Origin of the sequence: Streptomyces sp. NPDC015130, assembly GCF_043080005.1 — a bacterium.
In the GTDB taxonomy this organism is placed as follows: domain Bacteria; phylum Actinomycetota; class Actinomycetes; order Streptomycetales; family Streptomycetaceae; genus Streptomyces.
Map to the genome: position 1 here is coordinate 576,158 of NZ_JBIBVC010000002.1, position 17,699 is coordinate 593,856.

Genomic DNA, 17,699 nt, shown 5'->3' on the forward strand with positions numbered 1-17,699 from the left:
TCCCTGGAGACCTCGATGGCCGCCACCACCCCGGCACCGCTCACCGCCCGCGCCCTCCTCCTCGACATGGACGGCACCCTCGTCAACTCGGACGCCGTCGTCGAGCGCTGCTGGCGCAGCTGGGCCGAGCGGCAGGGCCTCGACGCCGACGCCGTCCTCAAGGTGGTCCACGGCCGCCAGGGGTACGCGACGATGGCCGTCCTCCTCCCGGACCGCCCGATGGAGGAGAACCACGCCGACAACCGGGTGATGCTCGCCGAGGAGACCGCCGACCTCGACGGCGTCGTGCCGGTACCGGGCGCCCCCGCCTTCCTGGCCGCGATCGCCGAGCTGCCGTACGCCCTGGTGACCTCGGCCGACGAGACCCTGGCCCGGGCGCGGATGGGCGCGGCGGGTCTGGCGATGCCCGCGACGCGGGTGACCGCCGAGTCCGTCGGCGCGAGCAAGCCGGACCCGGAGGGCTTCCTGAAGGGCGCGGCGGAGCTGGGCTTCGCCCCGGCTGACTGCGTCGTCTTCGAGGACTCGGAGGCCGGCATCCAGGCGGGCCGCGCGGCCGGCATGCGGATCGTGGGCGTGGGCCCGCGCGCGGCGGCCTTCGCCCCCGACATCCACGCCGAGGACCTCACCCGGCTGCGGGTCGACACCACGGCGGACGGCACGATCACCCTGACCGCCCTGGCGTAGCTCCCCCCTCCCCCGCCTCCCGGGAGATCCGGCCGCGCGCGACCAGCTCCAGGGTGGTCGCGGCGGCCACCGCCTGCACCGCGAGCAGCGCGATGAGGACGAAGAGCTGGACGGCGCCCGCGTGCAGCGGTGACGCGCCGCCGAGCAGCATGCCCACGAAGGCCCCCGGCAGCGTGACGAGACCCACCGTGCGCGTCTGGTCCATGCCGGGGAGCAGTGCGTCCGCCGCCGCCTTCCGCGCCACTTCGAGCCGCGCCTCGCGCCCGACGAGCCCGATCGCGAGCCCCGCCTCGACCTCGCCCCGCCGCGTCTCCAGCTCGTCGAGCGCGCGCCGCCCCGCGAGGACGGTGGCCGTGAGCGCGCCGCCCACGAGGATGCCGGTCACGGGCACGAGCGTGATCCCCTTCACCGGTACGAGGCCGGTGGCGACGAGCGCGAGGACGACCGGCGCGACGGCGGCGGCGATCGGCACGCCCGCCCACCACCAGCCGCGCCCCGGTGCGGGCACGACCCGCCGCCCCGCCGTGCGCACCGCCACCGCGTACATCAGGAGCAGGAAGCAGAGCAGCAGCGGTACGGAGCGGACGACCCAGCCGATCACGAGCGAGACGGCGACCAGCTGGACGGCGGCGCGCGCGCCGGCGAGCAGGGTGTCGCGGGCCCGGCCGAGGTGCGTGAGGGCGACGACACTCGCGGCGAGGGCGAGCAGGACGGCGAGTACCGCCCCAAAGGTGACGGTCACGTCCAGAAGCACACGGCCACAGTAGGGCCCCGCCGCAACCCGGCGGCGGCGCGCGGAATTTGTTGCTCCATCAGGCCGCCCGCACCCCTTGATGTGACGTGCCCATGTCGCCACCCTGTTACCTGGCGCATCCCCCAGGGAAACCTCGCGCCGCCACGATGACCGGGCCAGCGCCCGGCACCCCCACAGGGGACGGCACCCGCCAAGGTCCCCCCATCTCAAGGGAGTTCACATGCCCGTCGGCATGATCTACGCGCGTCGACTCGCTGTACTGACCGCCTCCGCCGCCGTCACCGCCACCGGCCTCCTCGCCACGGCACCGGCCGCCCAGGCCGCGATGCCCACCCCCGTCAGCGCGGCCACCGCCCGTACCTACCTCGCCGCCCTCACGGTCAAGGCGGAAGGTTCCTCCACCGGCTACAGCCGGGACCTCTTCCCGCACTGGATCACCCAGTCCGGCGCGTGCAACACCCGCGAGACGGTCCTCAAGCGCGACGGCGTGAACGTCGTCACCGACTCCAGCTGCGCCTCCGTCAGCGGCAGCTGGTACTCCGAGTACGACGGCGCCACCTGGACCGTCGCGTCCGACCTCGACATCGACCACGTCGTCGCCCTGTCCGAGGCCTGGCGCTCGGGCGCGAACGCGTGGACCACCGCGCAGCGCCAGGCCTTCGCGAACGACCTGACCCGACCCCAGCTGATAGCCGTCACCGACAACGTCAACCAGGCCAAGGGCGACCTTGACCCGGCGGAGTGGATGCCCTCCCGCACGGCCTACCGCTGTACGTACGCCCGGGCCTGGGTGCACGTGAAGCACCACTGGAACCTCAGCGTCGACTCCGCCGAGAAGAGCGCCCTGCAGTCCGTGCTCAACGGCTGCTGAAACGTCCCTTCCTGAACCGGCGTCATGCCGGCGGCCCCGGGGAGTGAGCCTCACCACACACTCCCCGGTGGCCGAATGTTGAACTTGCAAGTACTGGTGAGGGGTGCCTAACCTTGCGGCCTCGTCGGTTTCCGTCCCCCACACCCCGTCCTCCCCACGGACAGGGTCAGGCCGAAGGGTCACCCCCATGAACACCAGCTCCAACACCGCTCAGCCGAGCAGCCTCACGGGCCGCCTGAACCAGGCCCAGCCCTACGCGCTCGGTCTCTTCCGGATCGTGGTCGGGCTGCTCTTCGCCTGCCACGGCGCGGCCTCGCTCTTCGGCGTCCTCGGCGGCGCGATGGGTGGCGGCACCGTCCCGGCCGGCACCTGGCCGGGCTGGTACGCGGCCGTGATCCAGCTCGTCGGCGGCGTCCTGGTCCTGGCGGGCCTCGGCACCCGGAGCGCCGCGTTCATCGCCTCGGGCTCGATGGCGTACGCGTACTTCAAGGTCCACCAGCCGGAGGCCCTCTTCCCGCTGCAGAACGGCGGCGAGACCGCGGCCCTGTTCTGCTGGGCCCTCGCGCTCCTGGTCTTCACCGGCCCGGGCGCGCTGGCCCTCGACGGCCTCTTCGGCGCCCGGGGCGGCGCGGGCGCGAAGGCCGGCCGGAAGCACGAGGAGCAGGGCGCGCCGATAGCTGCCTGAGGCCTCGCACCCACGGACGGGCCGGAAACCGGAGGACGGTTTCCGGCCTTTCCCGTACGAAGACACGGGCAGCGCGCGGGGCCCCACCACCCCACGCGGCACCCCGGTACCCGCCCGGCGGGGTCTCCCCCACCGCCGCGTAGGCTCTGGCCCTGTGAATCTGCTCGACAGCCTCGGCTCGCTGCGGTCGCTGACCGCCGGCCCGTGGATCTACCCGGTGGTGACGGCGTCGATCCTGCTCGACGTCTTCCTGCCCGTGCTGCCGAGCGGCTTCCTGGTGATCACCGCCGCCACGGCCGCGGCGACGGCCACCGCGGCCTCCCCCGACGTGCCCTCGGTCCTCCCGCTGCTCCTCTGCGCGGCCAGCGCGTCCGTGCTCGGCGACTTCCTGGCGTACCGCCTGGCCCGGCGGGGCGGGGCCAGGCTGGACCGGGCGATCGCCCGCTCGCGGCGCCTCTCCCTGGCGCAGGAACGTCTCGGCACCGCGCTGGCCCGGGGCGGCGGGCTGCTCGTGGTGCTCGCGCGCTTCGCCCCGGCGGGCCGCTCCGTGGTCTCCCTGGGCGCGGGCGCGGCGAAGCGGAGGAGCAAGGACTTCCTGCCGTGGTCGGCGCTCGCGGGCGTGACCTGGGCCTCCTACAGCGTGGGCCTCGGCTGGCTGGGCGGGCAGTGGCTGGGCGCGACCTGGTTCAGCGCGGGGGTGTCGACCCTCGCGCTCTTCCTGGCGGGCGGCCTCGCCGCGTACCTCATACGGCGTCCGGCTGCGGCTCCCGCACCGGTCTCGTGACGGCGGGGTGCGCCCCGCGCACCTCCAGGCCGGCGAGGAGTCTCGCGGTCGCGTCCGCGATCTCGTCCACGGCGCGGTCGAAGACCTCGCGGTTGTGGGCGGCGGGCGCGCGGAAGCCGGAGACCTTGCGGACGTACTGCAGGGCGGCGGCGCGGAAGTCCTCCTCGGTCGCCTCCTCGGGCAGCGCGGGCGGTCGGAGCGTCTTGATGCTGCGGCACATGCCTCCAGTGTGGCGCGCCCCACTGACAACCGCCCCGGGCCCCACCGACAGACCGCGCCAGGCGCCACCGACACCCACCCTGGGCCCCACCGACAGACCGCGCCAGGCGCCACCGACACCCACCCTGGGCCCCACCGACAGACCGCGCCAGGCCCGACCGACCACCGCCCCGGGCCCCACAGACAGCACCACCCCGGGCCCCGGCACCAACCGCTCCGTCACGCCCCGAGACCGCGTCGGCTACGCGCGTTGATCTCGGCCGCGCGGGCCCGCAGCTCGCGCAGGGGCGTGGCGGGCTGGACGTCGGCGGGCTCGGCGTCCCACTCGGCGCCACCGTGGACGGCCCGGATCCGGAAGCGTCCGGAGGCGCTCCCCACGTAGAAACCGACCCGCCCGGTGGCGGTGTCACGGACGAGGTCACCGACCTCCGGCAGTGGCTGCACGCATCCCCTCCGTCCCGAATCCTGAAGCTGGGGACCACCAGAGAAGCGGGGACACCTCGCCCTGTCAACGTATCTCTAGAGATGTCCCCCGATGGATGGATCGACCCGGCGGGACGGCGCACACGTGTGCACCCCGGACCGGGGGTGCGCCTAGGGTGTCCCGCAGATGAAGGGAGTGGTCCACCCGTGACTGACCAGGACAGCGCTCGTCGGCCCAAGTACCAGCGCATCGCCGACGAGTTGAGAACCGCGATCCAGTCAGGGGACTTCGCGCCGGGCGACCGGCTCCCCGGCGAGAACGACCTCATGTCGACCTACGAGGTGGCCCGGATGACGGCGCGCCAGGCCCTCTCCGTGCTGCGCAACGAGGGCCTCGCCGAGGCGCGCAAGGGCGCCGGGGTCTTCGTCCGGGTCTTCCGCCCGCTGCGCCGCCGGGGCATCCCGCGCCTCGCCGGGGAGCGCTGGGGCAGCGGCCGCTCGGTCTGGTCGGCGGACGTGGAGGACCGGGAGCTGGTCGTGGACCAGATCGAGGTGGCGGAGACGGAGGCCGGCGCCCGGGTCGCGGGGGCGCTGAACCTGGCGCCGGGCGCGCCCGTCTGCGTCCGCAGCCGCCGTTTCGTCCTGGACGCCAAGCCGGTGCTGCTCTCGGTCTCGTACCTCTCCGCGGAGCTGGTGCGCGGGACGGCGATCACGGAGCGGGACACGGGTCCGGGCGGCACCTACGCCCGGCTGACCGAGCTGGGGCACCGGCCGGTGCGCTTCCGCGAGGAGATCCGCTGCCGGATGCCGACGGCGGACGAGTCGGACCGGCTCGCCCTGGAGTTCGGGACGCCGGTCGTCCTGATCGGGCGGACGGCCTTCACGGGGCCGGGGGTGGCGGTGGAGCTCAACGAGATGACGCTGGACTCGTCGTCGTACGTCCTGGAGTACGACTTCGACGCGTGACCTCGAACCGCGCGCCGGGGTCGGCGTGGGCGACGGGGCCGGAGAACTCCGCCCCGGCGAGGGCGACGGCCTCGCCGGGCTCGACACCCGCTCCGACATGGGTCACGACGAGCCGCCCGGCACCGGCGGCGGCGGCGCTCTCCCCGGCCTGCGCGGCGGAGTGGTGGCCCGGCACGTCCCCGTCGGCCTCGCAGAAGAACAGGTCGCAGCCCCGGGCGAGTTCGACGAGCGGGGGGCAGGGCTCGCAGTCCCCGGAGTAGACGAACGAGCGTCCGTCCTCGCTGTCGACGCGCAGGGCGAAGGCGTCCGGGCCGGCGTGCTCGACGGCCCGCGTCCGGAGGGTGAGCCCGCCGAGGGTGGTGACGTGCCCGTCGTACAGCTCCTCGACGGCGAAGGCCCGCTCGACGGGGCTGCGCTCGGGCCCGTTGGTCAGGAACCCGGCGAGCCGGTCGGCGATGCCGGCGGGCCCGAAGAGGGGCATCGGCACGGACACGTCGAGCCCGGCGTACAGGAGGGCGTAGTAGGCGGTGAGCAGGTCGGCGCTGTGGTCGGCGTGGAGATGCGAGATCCACACGGCGTCGATGTCGCCGAGTGCGAGGTGCCGCTGGAGCTCGGCGAGGGTCCCGGTCCCGGCGTCGACCCAGACGCGGACTCCGCCGCCCTCGACGAGGAGGCCGGAACAGGGGTTGCCGGGCCGGGGAAAGGGCGTGGCGGACCCGAGAACGACAACCCGAAAACCCTCAGCACCCATGCCCACACCCTAGGCCGCCCTTCCCCGCCCTTCCTCGCCTTTCTCGCCTTGGCCGAACATGTGCTGACGGAGTGAAGGACGTGCGTATCCTGTGTGCTCGTCGGGCCCCATCGGCGGGTGCCCGGCAGAAACTGAGGGACATTCATGCTTCGTGCACGCACGCTCGCGGCTGTGACCGCGGCCGCCGCCTCCGGCGTTCTGCTGCTGCCTTCGCCGGCCCAGGCCGCCGGCTCGGTCCACCTGTACAAGATCTACTACGACAGCCCGGGCTCGGACCGCGGCGCGAACTCGAGCCTCAACGCCGAGTACGTGCAGATACGCAACACGACCGGCGCCGCGGTGAACCTGCGGGGCTGGACGCTGAAGGACGCCGCGAACCACAAGTACACCTTCGGCAACTTCACCCTCGGCAAGGGCAAGATCGTGACGGTCCGCACGGGCCGCGGCACGAACACGTCCGCGAACGTCTACCAGAACCGTGGCTGGTACGTCTGGAACAACGACAAGGACACGGCGACGCTGCGCAAGGCGAACGGCACGTGGGTCGACAGCTGCTCGTACAACTCGACGCGGGTCGACTACAAGTGGTGCTGACGCAGCACCGCGTCTGACGTACCGAGGGCCCCGGCGAACCCGGGGCCCTCGGCCGTCTCGGTAACCCGACCGTCCCAGGCCCAACCGCCCCAGGAACCCGGCCGTCTCAGGAACCCTCCGGCTCCTGCCGGGCGGCCGGCACGCCGTGCTGCTGCACGTCGGCGTTGACCTGCCCGCCGAGCGTCATCACGTTCAGGGTCGCCGAGTTCTCGCCGGCGATGGCCCGCTCGACGCGGGCGACGAGCGCGGAGAAGGCCTCGCGCTTCGACAGACCGTGGTACGGCCCGACCTTGGTCTCGAAGTAGACCCGCTCGTGCCCGAGGAGCTGCTCGGTCGACCGGTAGTTCTTCCACTGCTCCCGGTACCGGTACACGCTCTCCAGCGACACGGCGGCGACGACCACCACGCTCAGCACGGTGGCCGTGACCCGGGCGAACGCCAGGTCCACATTCACGAACACCGGTACGAGCGCCCCGCCGACGACGGACACGGTCCGCATCCGCAGGTGCATCGCCTTCATCCGGGTGGCCTTGACGTCGTACCACTCCTGGTACTGCGCGAGCCGGGTCTCTATGTACCGCTGCGGCGTCATCTCGCCGCCCTGCACCACGGATTCGGGCGCGTCCCCCACGTCAACCATGCGGGGAGTACACCGGCCGGCCGAGCCCCACGTCAACTTCCCGACACGGGGCCCCGCCTACCGGTCGAGGATCCCCGCCCACCCCAGAACGAGGGCCACCCCGAGAGCGGTCACCACCACAGCCCCGATCACGGCGACCGCGACGACCAGACCGAACCCCATCAAGATCCGCGTACGCCGCACAGCCGCCCGGTAGCCGCTGTCGTCGTCCCAGTCCGACTCGCGCACAGCCCCGCCTCACCCTCGCCGACTTCACACGCACACAAGGACAGACTTCGTCAGGTCCGACATCAGGCCCGCGCGCCGACTCGCCCCACCGCGTCAAGGGCCTCCTGCCAGGGGAAGCCCGCCGCCTCGCCCTGACCGGGCTCGCCGTGGAGCACCGCGACCCCGGCACCGCGAAGGGTCTCGACCGACCGCTCGAACTGCGGGTGCCGGACAAGGGCCTCGTTCACACACGGCACGGTCACGGTGGGGACGCCCTTGCCGATCGCTTCCGCGACGACCCCGACGACGAAGGTGCCCGTGAGGCCGAGGGCCCAGGAGTTCACGGTGTTGAAGGTGGCAGGCGCCAGGAGGACCGCGTCCGGGGCCGGCCACAGATCCGGCTGCCCGGGCAGCCCGTACTCCCAGCGCACCGGGTTCCCGGTGAGCACGGCAAGACCGTCGAGGGACTCGGCCAGCCACCGCGCGGCCGTCGGGGTGAGCCCGAGGCAGACGTCCCAGCCGTCGGCCTGCGCACCCTCGATGACACGGGCGACGTCGAAGAGCGGCGGGGCCGCCGAGGCGAACAGATAAAGGGTCCGAGTGCTCATGGTCTCCGACCCTACGCAACCGCCGGCGACTCGGGCTCAACCGTTCGACTCCCGACCCGCCCCCTCAGCTGCACCGACACCTCCCGCCACGCCACCCTGACCACTCACGCGCTCCCGGCACGTGGACCTTCCGCGAAGGCCAACGGCGGCGCGATCGCCCGGACGTCCGCCTGCTCCCCCACCCACAGTCCGATGAACAGCGCGGCGGTCGCCTCCAGCAGTCCGGCGCGGTCCAGCCCGCCCCCGGCCACCGGCTCACAGCCCAGGTCCCGCACGAGCTCGCGCACCAGGGCGAGTGCCGCCTCGTCGTCCCCGCAGACCGGCACGCTCAGAGGCTGCCCGTCGAAGACCGGCGGGGTCATCCGCCACACGTCCTCGTGGCAGAGGTTGAACGCCTTGACGACGTGCACGCCCGGCGCGGCCGAGGCCAGCCGCTGCGCTGCCGAGGGACCGCCCTCCGTCAGCAGCCGGAAGCCGGGCCCGACCGGGTTGGCACAGTCGAGCAGGACCTTCCCCGCCAGCGCCGACCGATGCTCCCGGACGACGCCGGCTCCCACGCCGTACGGCAGCGCTGCCAGCACCACCTCTCCGAACGCGACCGCCTCCCGCAGACTGCCGTACCCCGCGCCGCCCCCGACCCGCGTCGCGAGCCGCCGGGCGTTCCGCTCGCTCCGTCCCCCGAAGAACACCTCGTGCCCGGCCCGCACCCACTGCGTCGCCAGGGCGTCCGCCATGTTCCCCGTACCCAGCACACCGATCTTCACCGACAAGTCCCCCTCCTCAGCCGCTTCCACCACGTTCGGCACGACACTAGAAAACCCGTCAGGCACCATTCGGTAAGTGACGACGACCGACGCCTTCGTAGCCGACTGCCGCGCCCGCCTCGCCTTCGACCTCCTCTCCCACACGTGGAACCCCGTACTGATCTGGGTCCTGCGCGACGGCCCCAAGCGCCCCGGCGAACTGCGGACACGCATCGGCGGCATCAGCCCCAAGGTCCTGACCGAGACGCTGCGCCGCCTGGAGTTCAACGGCCTGGTGACCCGAACCGCCCACCCCGAAGCGCCACCACGCGTCGAATACGAACTCACCGCCCTGGGCCGCACGCTGCTGGACCCGATCGGCACACTCGGCGCATGGGCCTTCGAACACGGCGACGAGGTCATGACCGCCCAGTCCCGAGCGACCGACCGACCCTGAACCCGGGCAGCAGGCACATGAACCGGCCGCTCCGCCGACTCCCTCATCGCCCGCGAGCAGCCGGACCCTCCGGCGGGTCGGTGACAGGTCGGGCGGTCACCAGGTAACCCGCGAAGCGCACATCAGGCCTGGCCTTCGCCCACCCGTCCGCCTCCTCGACCGGAACCAGCACGGTCGTGCCCGGAACGGGGTGGTTCACCCGGCTCGTGGCTCCCGGAGGCACCCCGTAACGGCAGTGCACCTCGACGACCGACACCACCTCCACCGAGGTGGGTGCGCGCCCCTCCCCCTGGCCGTGGTGCTCCTCGCGGAAGTCGATCCCCTCCGCACGTTCGCCACCGACGAGGTCGGCGTAGTCCTCCGGATCGACCTCCAGCAGGGTCCACGAGACGACATCCCCTGGCGCGACGCTCTCTCCGCAGCACTGCATCTGCCAGTCATCGACCCAGATCGTCAACGTCATGCCGCCATTGTCCGCCGAGCCCGGCGATCACCGCCTCGACGGCGGGGACCTCGGGGCCGCGCACCACCCGTCCGCCCGGCGGCCAGCGAAGCAGACGCCAAAGGCCCCTCGCCATGATCGGCGAGGGGCCTTTGCACTGGTGGGCGCGGACGGTTTCGAACCGCCGACATCTGCTTTGTAAGAGCAGCGCTCTACCCCTGAGCTACGCACCCGTGGAAGAGACAACAGCGTACATGGCCGACGGGTGGGGGCCGAATCCGCAGGGGGTGCAGGGGGGTAGCCCTACCCCGGGGACGGTGGGTCGCCGGATCGTGACGGGGGGTGCGGGGCTCGTACCTTCGGGGTGACGACACTTTCCTCTGGGGGATCGAGAACGCCATGAACGCACGCCACCCGCTCCTCGCCGCCGGCGGGGTCCTCGTCGCTCTGTTCGCGCTCAGCGCCTGCGGGACCGCCGACGCCGGGGAGGCGCCGGTCGAGAAGAAGACCTTCGCGTTCGACGGCGACAGCCTCGTCGTGGACACCGACGACTCCGACCTCGTCCTCGTGCCCGCCGACGTCGACGACGTCCTCGTCGAGCGGCAGGTCGACGGATGGGTGTTCATGGGGTCGGGGCCCGACACCAGCTGGAAGCTGGAGGGCGGGCGGCTCACCCTGCGGGTTGACTGCGATGCCGTCGCCTCCAACTGCGCCGCCGTGCACCGCGTCAAGGTCCCGCGTGACGTCGTCGTCAGCGTCGAGAACAAGGACGGCGACATCTCGGCCGAGGGCTTCGCCACGCCCCTCAAGGTCCGGTCCGACGACGGTGACGTCCGGGTCACCGGGAGCACCGGGGACCTCGATCTCGGCAGCAAGGACGGCGACCTGGAGATCGAGGGCGGCACCCGCGCACCGAACGTCCTCGCCCGTTCCGACGACGGCGACGTGCAGGTCACCCTCGGGTCCGTGCCCCGCAGCCTCGGCGTCGTCACCCGGGACGGCGACGTCTCCGTCACCGTGCCCACCGCCCAGTACGACGCCACCGCCACCACCGGCGACGGCGACGTCAGCCTCGACGTCCCCCGCCGCGTCGGCGCCGAGCACTCCCTGAGCGTCCGCACCGACGACGGTGACATCTCCGTCCGAACGGCGAACTGATCGGCCCGTGTGTTCGTCCTTACCGGGTGGGAGAATGAACCGGACCGGTGACGGCGGACACAGCACGGGGAGAGGTACGTGGCGGCTAGCGACGGCAGGACACCCCCTGGGGGCTGTGCGGCGCCCAGGATTCCGTCCACGTTCCGGCTGGCCCTCGCGCTGCCGTTGCTGGTCGGGGCGCTGCTCCCGCAGGCCTTCGCTGGCGGCGGTACGCGCCGCTGGTTCGGCGGGCGCGGGGAGAGCCAGCGGGCCGAGGCCCAGGCCGCCAAGGACGCCGCCGCCGCTGCCTTCTACGAGCTCGACACCGCCCAGCGCGGACTGCGGATCTCCATCGAGACGATCACCGCCGCCGACAGCTCCCCGGACGCCCGCCGCGCCGTCGAGGGGTTCGAGGCCCTCGGGCGCCGGATCGACGAGGTCAGCCACGGCTACATCACCGCCGTCGACGCCCACGAACTCGACCGCGACGAGCTCGACGCGGCCACCGCGAACCGCGCCCGCGCGGAGCTGTCCCGCGCCAAGGACGAGCTGGACCGGGTGAAGGGCGAGCTCGACCGGTTCGAGGAGGGCCTCGGGCCGCTCCTCGACCGCGCCGAGACCCAGCTCGCCCGGCTCGTCCCCGCCGTCGAGCGGGCCCGCCAGGCGCTGCGCGGCGCGAGCGCCGCCCTTGACGCCGTACGGGACGGGGGGCTGCGCGCCGACGACCTCGCCCTCCGGCTCGCCCAGCTCGGCCCCGAACTGACCCGGCTCAACGAAGGCGCCGGACGCCACGGCGTCCCCGAGACCCTCCAGCGCGCCGACCGCGTCCTGCGTGACGCCGAGGCCGTACGCGCCGAGGCCGAGCGGCTCCCCCAGCGCGCCGCCGAGATCGACCGGCGGCTCGTCTCCCTCCGCACCCGCACCGAGGCGCTGACCACCCGCGCCGAGGGCGTCGAGCCGGTCCTCTCGGAGCTGCGGCGGCGGTTCTCCGCGGCCTGCTGGCAGGACCTCCAGCACGTGCCCGAGCAGGCCGCCGGCACGCTCCGGCAGGCCGAGGAGCGGCTCGCCGAGGCCGCGAAGGCCCGCGCCGAGCAGCAGTGGCCCGACGCGACCTCCCGGCTCTCCACCGTCCGCGCCCTCCTCGACTCGACCGACGAGGCCGTCTCAGCCGCCGGTGAGCGGCTGCGCCGTCTGGACGCCGTCGCGAAGGACCCGTCGGCGGACGTCGACCGCACCCGCTTCGCGGTCCGGGACGCCCAGCGGCTGGCGATGGCCGGGCGGAACACGCCCGACCCCCGTCATGCCCGGCCCCTCGACGAGGCCGTCGCCCGGCTCGACCGGGCCGTCGGCTCCCTGGAGGGCCGCCACCCGGACTACTGGCACTTCCTGACCGAGCTGGAGGGCGTCCGCACCGACGCCGCCCGGGTCGTCGAGCAGATCCGCGAGGACCGGGGCACCGCCGCCGCCGGGCATTGAGTCAGAAGGCGGCGGGAAGGAGAGACGGGGAGGGGGACTGAGGGGGAGGGGGCTCGTCCTGTCCTCGTCTCGCTCGTCGTGGAGCGCCTCGTTCTCGCTCCTCGTCTCGCTCGTCGTGGAGCGCCTCGTTCTCGCTCCTCGTCGCGTGCTCGTCGAGGGCCCCTTCCTGCCCTGCCCTCCGCGGCCCGTCGCCGTTAGCCTGTTCCCATGCCTCGTTACGAATACCGCTGCCGCACCTGCGGCGACACCTTCGAGCTCAGCCGTCCCATGGCCGAGTCCTCCGCCCCTGCCTCCTGCCCCGCCGGGCACGACGACACCGTGAAGCTGCTCTCGGCCGTGGCCGTCGGCGGCAGCAGCAGCGCCGCCGCCCCCGCTCAGGGCGGTGGCGGCGGCGGTGGCTGCTGTGGTGGGGGCTGCTGCGGCTGAGCGGGGCGGCGCGCCCCTGCTTCCCCGGCGTCGTGGCTACTTCCCCGGCGTCGTAGCTACTGCCCCGGCGCCGCGGCCGCGCGGAAGCGGCGGAGGATCTCCTCCCCCGCCGCGACGCCGCGTTCCGCGAGGACGTCGAGATGGGGCGCGGTCCACTCGGTCTCGGCGAGTTCGCCGTGGCCGGGGCGCCAGGCCCGGTCCGCGGCCATCAGCAGGTCGGCGTCGAGGAGCGAGTCCCCCGCCGCGAGGGTGAGTGTGGCGCCGATGCGGCGGGCGACCTCGCGGACGGCCGCGCTCTTGGTGAGCGGCTTCGGTACCGCGTACACCTTGCGGCCCTGGAGCGAGACGGTCCAGCCGCGCTCCCCCGCCCACTCGCCGAAGCGGGCCAGCCAGTCCTCGGGGAGCCGCTCGCGCTCGACGACCAGGTAGGCGAAGAGGTCCTCGGCCACCCGGTGCTTGCGGACCCACGACAGGTCCGTGGTGGCGGTGAGGTAGGCGCGGATCTCGGAGAGCGGCGCGCACTCCTCGGCCAGCCGGGTCACCACCTTCGCGTGCCACTCGCGGTCGGAGACGCCGTCGACGAGGATGTGCCCGCCGTTCGCGCAGATCGCGTACTTCGGTGTGGCGCCCGGGAGTTGGATGCGCTGGTACTGCTTGCGGGTCCGTGTCGTGGTGGGTACGAAGACGGTCTCGGCGGCCAGTCGCTCAAGGAGGCCGGCGGCGTCCTCCGTCATGTAGGAGAGCGGCCTGGACTCGTGGACCTCGACGCAGAGGAGCCGGGGCGCCTGGGCGTCGGGCATGCCGAGGGCGAGGGCCGCGCTCGAGTAGATGAGGGTGCGATCGAGGTCGCTCGCGACCAGGGTCGTGGTCAGTGGCGTGCTCACTGGGACACCACCGCCTTGCCGTCGGCGCCCGTCGCACCCCTCGTGTACTGAGGGTGGATCAGGCCGACGCAGCTGTACGGGAGTTCGTCGACGAACTCGACGGGCACCCCGCGCTGCTCGGCGAGCAGGCGGACGTGCGCGAGGTCGGCCTCGGCGCCCCGCTTGGCCAGGATCTTCCAGGGGACGCGGCGCAGCAGGACGCGGGTGGTCTCGCCGACCCCGGGCTTGACCAGGTTCACGTCGTGGATGCCGTACTCCTCGCTGATCCGCTCGACGGCGGCCCAGCCCTCCCAGGTGGGGGTGCGGTCGGCGGCGAGGAGTTCCTTGACGTCCACGTCGACGGTCTCGGCGACCTCGTCGAAGCGGGCGGCGACGGCGTCGAGGAAGGCGCCGGAGACGTCCGAACCGGCCAGTTCCCGGTAGAACTTGGCGCCGTGGAAGTCGTTCGGTCCGACGAGGTCGGAGCGGAGCACGGTGCGGGATATCAGGCCGGAGACCGTGGAGTTGAGGCAGGCGGAGGGGATGAGGAAGTCCTCGCGGGTGCCGTAGGTGCGGACGCAGGCGCCGGGGTCGGCGAGGACGGCGATCTCCGGGTCGAAGCCCGATATCCCCTCGGCCGTCTCGAACTCCTTTATCGCTTCGGCGAGTTCACGGGTGATGGCGCCCTTGCCGGTCCAGCCGTCGACGAACACGACGTCGGCGGGGTCGTGGTGGGCGGCGAGCCAGCGCAGTGCGTTGGCGTCGATGCCGCGGCCTCGCACGATGGAGACGGCGTAGTGCGGGAGGTCGAGGCCGTGGCGGGCCTGCGCCCAGCGGCGCATGAGGACGCCGACGGGGGTGCCGGCCCGGGCGAGCGAGACCAGGACGGGGGCGCGGCCCGGCTTCTCGGCGAGGACGGTCTCGGTGACGGTGCCGACCGCGCGGGCCATCCGGGCGGCGGAGCTCTCCAGGGCGGAGTGGAAGAGCTCCTGGTAGCGGGCGCTGGGCTGGTACTCGACGGGGAGCGATTCGGCGTAGTGCGCGCCGCCGCTCTGGATGGCTTCCTCGCGTTCCTCGGTGGGCGCCTCCAGCTCGACGCCCGAGAGGTCCTGGAGCAGCCAGCCGACCTCCTCGGGCGCGTACGAGGAGAAGGCGGGGCCGCGGAGGGGCTCGGGCAGCATGGAGCTCCTTTCGGGAGCTTCGGAGACCGTGGGCGTGAGCGTGGACGAGGCGGCGGGCGGCTCGTCCGTGGTGGCGGGCGTCGCGACGGAGGCCGTGGGCGGCTCGTACGCCGGGACTACCGCGAGCAGGACGCGCGGGACGTGTGCGGCGAGCTGGGCGAGCAGGCCGTCCGGGGCGTGCAGTTCCGGGGTGTCGGCGGCGGAGTCGACGACGAGGACGACGGTGTCGAAGCCCGCGCCCGCCACGTTGTACGCGTAGCGCTCGCCGGGGCCGTCGGCCGGGTCGTCGTGGGCCGGGAAGACGAGCCGGGTGCGTATCGCGTACCCGGGGTCGTCGACCGCGAGGACGGGCGAGCGGGTGGTGGTGGAGTAGCGGACGTCGTGTCCGGCGTCCTCGAGGGCGCCGGCGAGGCGCAGCGGCGCGTACATCAGCTCCTCGAAGCCGAGGACGAGGATGCCGGGCTGCTGCCCGGGAGTCCCGGCCGCGGGGCCGGACACCGCCGCGGGGCCGCTCTCCGTGCCCGTGGCCGGGTGCAGGGCCTCCTCGATCCTGGCCGCCAGGGCCGGCAGGGCCTTCTCCAGGTGTTCCCGGTGCTCGGGCGTGAAGCCGTGCCGGCCGCCGTCGGGCAGGCCCTCGGGCCAGTCGAGCGGTATGCGTACGGGCGGCGGCGTGCCGCCGGCGGGCGCGGCGGCGCGGTGCGCGGTCTCGTGCCGCTCCACCAGGGCCCGGCCCTTCTCCAGGACGCCGTCCGGGAGGCGTACGGTCCCGGCGGCGGCGGCGATCAGGTCGACGCGGGCGCCGATCTCCTCAGCGAAGGCGTCCAGGCGGCCGAGGTCGGCGCCGGAGCGCATGTCGACGAGGGCCACGACGACGTACCGCTCGCGCGGGTAGCGGGCGTGCAGGTCCCTGATCGTGTTGAGGACGGTGTTGCCGGTGGAGAACTCGTCGTCGACGAGGACCAGCGGCCCGCCGCCGGCGAGGAGCGCGGGGTCCTCGGGCAGCAGGAGGTGCGAGGTCGCGTGCGAGTGGGACTCCTCGAAGCCGCCCGCGCGGGCGACCCCGGCCACCGGCCGCCGGGTGGAGTGGAGGTACGGGGCGAGGCCGAGGCCGTCGGCGACGGCGTGGCCCAGGGCGGTGGCGGTCTCCGCGTAGCCGAGGACGACCGAGCGCGCCGCCTCCTCGTCGCCGAGGAGCTCGCGGACGCGGACGCCGAGGCCGAGGCCGGAGCCGTACACGACGGAGGGCCGCTGCGGCACGTGCTTGCCGAGCACGCTGGAGACGAGCAGGTGCGCCCGCTTGGGGTTACGGCGCAGTGCGAGGCCCAACAGGGCCGGTAGCTCCTCGCCGCCGATCAATTCGACGCCCAGTCGCTCCGCGACCCACGTTCCGGTCCACACCACGTCGTCGACGTCCCTTCGTCAGCCGGCCAGTCCGGCGGTGAGCAGATCCACGAAGCCGACGTCCTCCCGCGCGACGCCGAAGACCTCGGCGCGCAGCAGGATGCGCTCGGCCCACGCGCGATGCGGCTTCACTTCGTTCATCTTGTTCGTGTACGCGGAGCGCAGCACCCCGCCGCCGCCCTGTTCGGGCCGCAGGATGTCCTGGGCGTCGCTCCACTCCTCGTGGCTGACCACGGAGAGCGCGTGCACCGGCACCACGTGGGTGGGGTGGATGCAGGTCTTGCCGAGGAGGCCGTTCGCGCGGTCCAGCTCGATCTCGCGCAGCAGTCCGTCGAGGTCATGCTCGATGAGCGCGGTGCGCAGGTCCTCGGCGCGGCCCTCCAGGAAGGGGCTGCGGCGCAGCTGCGGCTTGAACATGCGCTCGCCGGGGCGGAAGTACTCCCAGACGGGCCCGGTGACGGTGAAGCCGGTGCCGTCGGAGCGGCCGAGGACGTTGACGACGTCGGCGATGACGTTGGCGACGATCTTGACGTCGTAGGCGGTCATGTCGGGCGAGCGGCGCAGGCCGTAGGCGGAGCAGAAGTCGGTGACGCCGAGGCGCAGGGCGAGGACGCGGTCCCGGTACTTGTCGGTGATCGAGGCGATGCCGGCGAGGGTCTCGGCCCGGGTCTCCAGGTGGAGGAGCTCGGGGGACTCCAGGACGGGCATGGCGAAGAGGCGCCTGCCGCAGGTCCGCTCGGCCTGGGCGAGTGCTTCGAGGAAGGCGCGGCCGCGCGTCTCGGTGAACTTGGGCAGTACGAATCCGGACAGCAGGCGGACCGTCTCGCCCAGTCGGGCGACGAGGTCGGTGATCTGGCGCGGATCACGAACGCGAATGAAGAGGAGGGGTACGTCGACGACGGTCCCGGTGTCCGTCCGGTCCTGGGCCTCGGCTCCGGCCGCGAGGTCGGCGAACTGCCGGACGAGGTTGCTCTCGCCCGCCTCGACGTCGGCGTCGCTGATGGAGTCCTCCAGGCAGAGCACCATGGAGACCACTCCGCGCGCCGCCTGTTTGCGGATGTCGTCGGCCAGCCGCGGCCGGGTGGCCGGGCTGTAGAGCGTGGCACCGAGGGCCACGGCGAGCGTGCGCGCGGGCGAGTCGGCCGTGAAGTCGGCCGGCTCGCTGTGGAACAACCCGCTCCGCGTTGCGGACGGGATGTGCCCGAAATGACGCATCTAAGTCCCCCGTCTGCCTCTCCTGGCCCTGACGACATGTGGCCGGTAATAGTACGTAGGTGCGGGTGTCCGTAGTTCCCTTCCGGCATGAAATTCAGGTAACTCGTCAGCATCAGTCATCTCGTCCCGGTATCGGTGACGCCCCCGCGTTGTCCACCGGTCGGGCGGGAGG

The 17,699-nt window shown here is 73.2% G+C and carries 22 protein-coding genes and 1 tRNA gene; 10 read left to right on the forward strand and 13 right to left on the reverse strand.

Translation table 11 applies throughout. The annotated features are described in order from the left end of the window. Positions 1-15 precede the first annotated feature (15 nt). The gene (locus ACF08F_RS05885; RefSeq protein ID WP_392297240.1) at positions 16-684 is read left to right on the forward strand and encodes an HAD-IA family hydrolase; all 669 of its coding nucleotides are present in this window, start codon (positions 16-18) and stop codon (positions 682-684) included. Here the strand turns inward: ACF08F_RS05885 and ACF08F_RS05890 are convergent. Then, positions 662-1,438, reverse strand: coding sequence for an ABC transporter permease (locus tag ACF08F_RS05890; RefSeq protein ID WP_392297241.1), 777 nt, complete (start codon positions 1,436-1,438; stop codon positions 662-664). The two genes, ACF08F_RS05885 and ACF08F_RS05890, sit on opposite strands and share 23 nt — an antisense overlap. A 220-nt stretch (positions 1,439-1,658) precedes the next feature. On the opposite strand from ACF08F_RS05890, the gene ACF08F_RS05895 reads away from it, so the two are divergent. The 3 genes from ACF08F_RS05895 to ACF08F_RS05905 all read left to right on the forward strand — a co-directional run bounded on the left by ACF08F_RS05895 (position 1,659) and on the right by ACF08F_RS05905 (position 3,778). Further along, positions 1,659-2,309: an HNH endonuclease family protein gene (locus ACF08F_RS05895; RefSeq protein WP_392297242.1), complete on the forward strand. Its 651-nt coding sequence runs from the start codon at positions 1,659-1,661 to the stop codon at positions 2,307-2,309. A gap of 187 nt (positions 2,310-2,496) precedes the next feature. Further along, a complete protein-coding gene (locus tag ACF08F_RS05900) occupies positions 2,497-2,994 on the forward strand; it encodes a DoxX family protein (RefSeq protein ID WP_392297243.1) in 498 nt (165 codons plus the stop codon). A 160-nt stretch (positions 2,995-3,154) separates the two neighbouring features. After that, on the forward strand, positions 3,155-3,778 hold the full coding sequence (locus ACF08F_RS05905; RefSeq protein ID WP_189504777.1) for a DedA family protein: 624 nt from the start codon (positions 3,155-3,157) through the stop codon (positions 3,776-3,778). Here ACF08F_RS05905 and ACF08F_RS05910 read toward each other — a convergent pair. Together ACF08F_RS05910 and ACF08F_RS05915 are read right to left on the reverse strand one after the other, a co-directional pair. Beyond that, positions 3,738-3,998 (reverse strand): DUF2277 domain-containing protein, encoded by a 261-nt coding sequence (locus tag ACF08F_RS05910; protein WP_392297244.1) that lies wholly within the window; start codon positions 3,996-3,998, stop codon positions 3,738-3,740. The genes ACF08F_RS05905 and ACF08F_RS05910 overlap by 41 nt on opposite strands. A gap of 218 nt (positions 3,999-4,216) precedes the next feature. Next, positions 4,217-4,441 carry a hypothetical protein gene (locus ACF08F_RS05915; RefSeq protein ID WP_392297245.1) on the reverse strand — a complete coding sequence of 75 codons (225 nt, stop codon included), beginning with the start codon at positions 4,439-4,441 and terminating at the stop codon, positions 4,217-4,219. Positions 4,442-4,627: 186 nt separating this feature from the next. Between ACF08F_RS05915 and ACF08F_RS05920 the strand changes: the two genes are divergently transcribed. Continuing rightward, on the forward strand, positions 4,628-5,386 hold the full coding sequence (locus ACF08F_RS05920; RefSeq protein ID WP_392297246.1) for a GntR family transcriptional regulator: 759 nt from the start codon (positions 4,628-4,630) through the stop codon (positions 5,384-5,386). Here ACF08F_RS05920 and ACF08F_RS05925 read toward each other — a convergent pair. After that, entirely contained in the window at positions 5,328-6,137 is an 810-nt protein-coding gene (locus tag ACF08F_RS05925; protein WP_392297247.1) for an MBL fold metallo-hydrolase, read from the reverse strand. The two genes, ACF08F_RS05920 and ACF08F_RS05925, sit on opposite strands and share 59 nt — an antisense overlap. 144 nt (positions 6,138-6,281) lie before the next feature. Here ACF08F_RS05925 and ACF08F_RS05930 point away from each other — a divergent pair, with 144 nt between their 5' ends. Next, positions 6,282-6,731, forward strand: a complete 450-nt coding sequence (locus ACF08F_RS05930) for a lamin tail domain-containing protein (protein WP_392297248.1) — start codon at positions 6,282-6,284, stop codon at positions 6,729-6,731. A 106-nt stretch (positions 6,732-6,837) separates the two neighbouring features. Here ACF08F_RS05930 and ACF08F_RS05935 read toward each other — a convergent pair whose 3' ends face one another. From ACF08F_RS05935 to ACF08F_RS05950, 4 genes are all read right to left on the reverse strand, one after another. Then, positions 6,838-7,371 carry a DUF4231 domain-containing protein gene (locus tag ACF08F_RS05935; RefSeq protein ID WP_392297249.1) on the reverse strand — a complete coding sequence of 178 codons (534 nt, stop codon included), beginning with the start codon at positions 7,369-7,371 and terminating at the stop codon, positions 6,838-6,840. A gap of 57 nt (positions 7,372-7,428) precedes the next feature. Continuing rightward, the gene (locus ACF08F_RS05940; RefSeq protein WP_392297250.1) at positions 7,429-7,599 is read right to left on the reverse strand and encodes a hypothetical protein; all 171 of its coding nucleotides are present in this window, start codon (positions 7,597-7,599) and stop codon (positions 7,429-7,431) included. Between the two features lie 62 nt (positions 7,600-7,661). Then, on the reverse strand, positions 7,662-8,186 hold the full coding sequence (locus tag ACF08F_RS05945) for a flavoprotein (RefSeq protein WP_392297251.1): 525 nt from the start codon (positions 8,184-8,186) through the stop codon (positions 7,662-7,664). 104 nt (positions 8,187-8,290) lie between these two features. Then, positions 8,291-8,950, reverse strand: a complete 660-nt coding sequence (locus tag ACF08F_RS05950) for an NADPH-dependent F420 reductase (RefSeq protein WP_392297330.1) — start codon at positions 8,948-8,950, stop codon at positions 8,291-8,293. A gap of 76 nt (positions 8,951-9,026) precedes the next feature. On the opposite strand from ACF08F_RS05950, the gene ACF08F_RS05955 reads away from it, so the two are divergent. Further along, entirely contained in the window at positions 9,027-9,386 is a 360-nt protein-coding gene (locus tag ACF08F_RS05955; RefSeq protein WP_392297252.1) for a winged helix-turn-helix transcriptional regulator, read from the forward strand. A 43-nt stretch (positions 9,387-9,429) separates the two neighbouring features. Here ACF08F_RS05955 and ACF08F_RS05960 read toward each other — a convergent pair whose 3' ends face one another. Further along, entirely contained in the window at positions 9,430-9,849 is a 420-nt protein-coding gene (locus ACF08F_RS05960; RefSeq protein ID WP_392297253.1) for a DUF6578 domain-containing protein, read from the reverse strand. 137 nt (positions 9,850-9,986) lie between these two features. Then, positions 9,987-10,061 (reverse strand) — tRNA-Val (locus ACF08F_RS05965). A gap of 166 nt (positions 10,062-10,227) precedes the next feature. Here ACF08F_RS05965 and ACF08F_RS05970 point away from each other — a divergent pair. The 3 genes from ACF08F_RS05970 (at position 10,228) to ACF08F_RS05980 (ending at position 12,867) form a co-directional block, all read left to right on the forward strand. Further along, positions 10,228-10,986: a DUF4097 family beta strand repeat-containing protein gene (locus ACF08F_RS05970; protein WP_392297254.1), complete on the forward strand. Its 759-nt coding sequence runs from the start codon at positions 10,228-10,230 to the stop codon at positions 10,984-10,986. A gap of 129 nt (positions 10,987-11,115) precedes the next feature. Further along, entirely contained in the window at positions 11,116-12,441 is a 1,326-nt protein-coding gene (locus ACF08F_RS05975; RefSeq protein WP_392297331.1) for a hypothetical protein, read from the forward strand. 207 nt (positions 12,442-12,648) lie between these two features. Beyond that, positions 12,649-12,867: a zinc ribbon domain-containing protein gene (locus ACF08F_RS05980; protein WP_392297255.1), complete on the forward strand. Its 219-nt coding sequence runs from the start codon at positions 12,649-12,651 to the stop codon at positions 12,865-12,867. 56 nt (positions 12,868-12,923) lie between these two features. Here the strand turns inward: ACF08F_RS05980 and ACF08F_RS05985 are convergent, their stop codons facing one another. From ACF08F_RS05985 to ACF08F_RS05995, 3 genes are read right to left on the reverse strand one after another with little or no spacing between them, the layout of a single operon-like run. Beyond that, positions 12,924-13,751, reverse strand: a complete 828-nt coding sequence (locus ACF08F_RS05985) for an HAD family hydrolase (protein ID WP_392297256.1) — start codon at positions 13,749-13,751, stop codon at positions 12,924-12,926. After that, positions 13,748-16,312 carry a phosphoribosyltransferase gene (locus tag ACF08F_RS05990; protein ID WP_392297257.1) on the reverse strand — a complete coding sequence of 855 codons (2,565 nt, stop codon included), beginning with the start codon at positions 16,310-16,312 and terminating at the stop codon, positions 13,748-13,750. Before ACF08F_RS05990 ends, ACF08F_RS05985 begins: the two co-directional genes overlap by 4 nt. An 18-nt stretch (positions 16,313-16,330) precedes the next feature. Then, on the reverse strand, positions 16,331-17,527 hold the full coding sequence (locus ACF08F_RS05995) for an HpcH/HpaI aldolase/citrate lyase family protein (protein ID WP_392297258.1): 1,197 nt from the start codon (positions 17,525-17,527) through the stop codon (positions 16,331-16,333). Between the last annotated feature and the right edge of the window lie 172 nt (positions 17,528-17,699).

What these genes read in the sequence shown, in the direction of transcription:
- ACF08F_RS05945 (WP_392297251.1), bottom strand. Translation starts at nt 8,186, where the DNA reads ATGAGCACTCGGACCCTTTATCTGTTCGCCTCGGCGGCCCCGCCGCTC.
- ACF08F_RS05995 (WP_392297258.1), bottom strand. Translation starts at nt 17,527, where the DNA reads ATGCGTCATTTCGGGCACATCCCGTCCGCAACGCGGAGCGGGTTGTTC.
- ACF08F_RS05980 (WP_392297255.1), top strand. Translation starts at nt 12,649, where the DNA reads ATGCCTCGTTACGAATACCGCTGCCGCACCTGCGGCGACACCTTCGAG.
- ACF08F_RS05935 (WP_392297249.1), bottom strand. Translation starts at nt 7,371, where the DNA reads ATGGTTGACGTGGGGGACGCGCCCGAATCCGTGGTGCAGGGCGGCGAG.
- ACF08F_RS05970 (WP_392297254.1), top strand. Translation starts at nt 10,228, where the DNA reads ATGAACGCACGCCACCCGCTCCTCGCCGCCGGCGGGGTCCTCGTCGCT.
- ACF08F_RS05910 (WP_392297244.1), bottom strand. Translation starts at nt 3,998, where the DNA reads ATGTGCCGCAGCATCAAGACGCTCCGACCGCCCGCGCTGCCCGAGGAG.
- ACF08F_RS05895 (WP_392297242.1), top strand. Translation starts at nt 1,659, where the DNA reads ATGCCCGTCGGCATGATCTACGCGCGTCGACTCGCTGTACTGACCGCC.
- ACF08F_RS05925 (WP_392297247.1), bottom strand. Translation starts at nt 6,137, where the DNA reads ATGGGTGCTGAGGGTTTTCGGGTTGTCGTTCTCGGGTCCGCCACGCCC.
- ACF08F_RS05885 (WP_392297240.1), top strand. Translation starts at nt 16, where the DNA reads ATGGCCGCCACCACCCCGGCACCGCTCACCGCCCGCGCCCTCCTCCTC.
- ACF08F_RS05930 (WP_392297248.1), top strand. Translation starts at nt 6,282, where the DNA reads ATGCTTCGTGCACGCACGCTCGCGGCTGTGACCGCGGCCGCCGCCTCC.
- ACF08F_RS05900 (WP_392297243.1), top strand. Translation starts at nt 2,497, where the DNA reads ATGAACACCAGCTCCAACACCGCTCAGCCGAGCAGCCTCACGGGCCGC.
- ACF08F_RS05960 (WP_392297253.1), bottom strand. Translation starts at nt 9,849, where the DNA reads ATGACGTTGACGATCTGGGTCGATGACTGGCAGATGCAGTGCTGCGGA.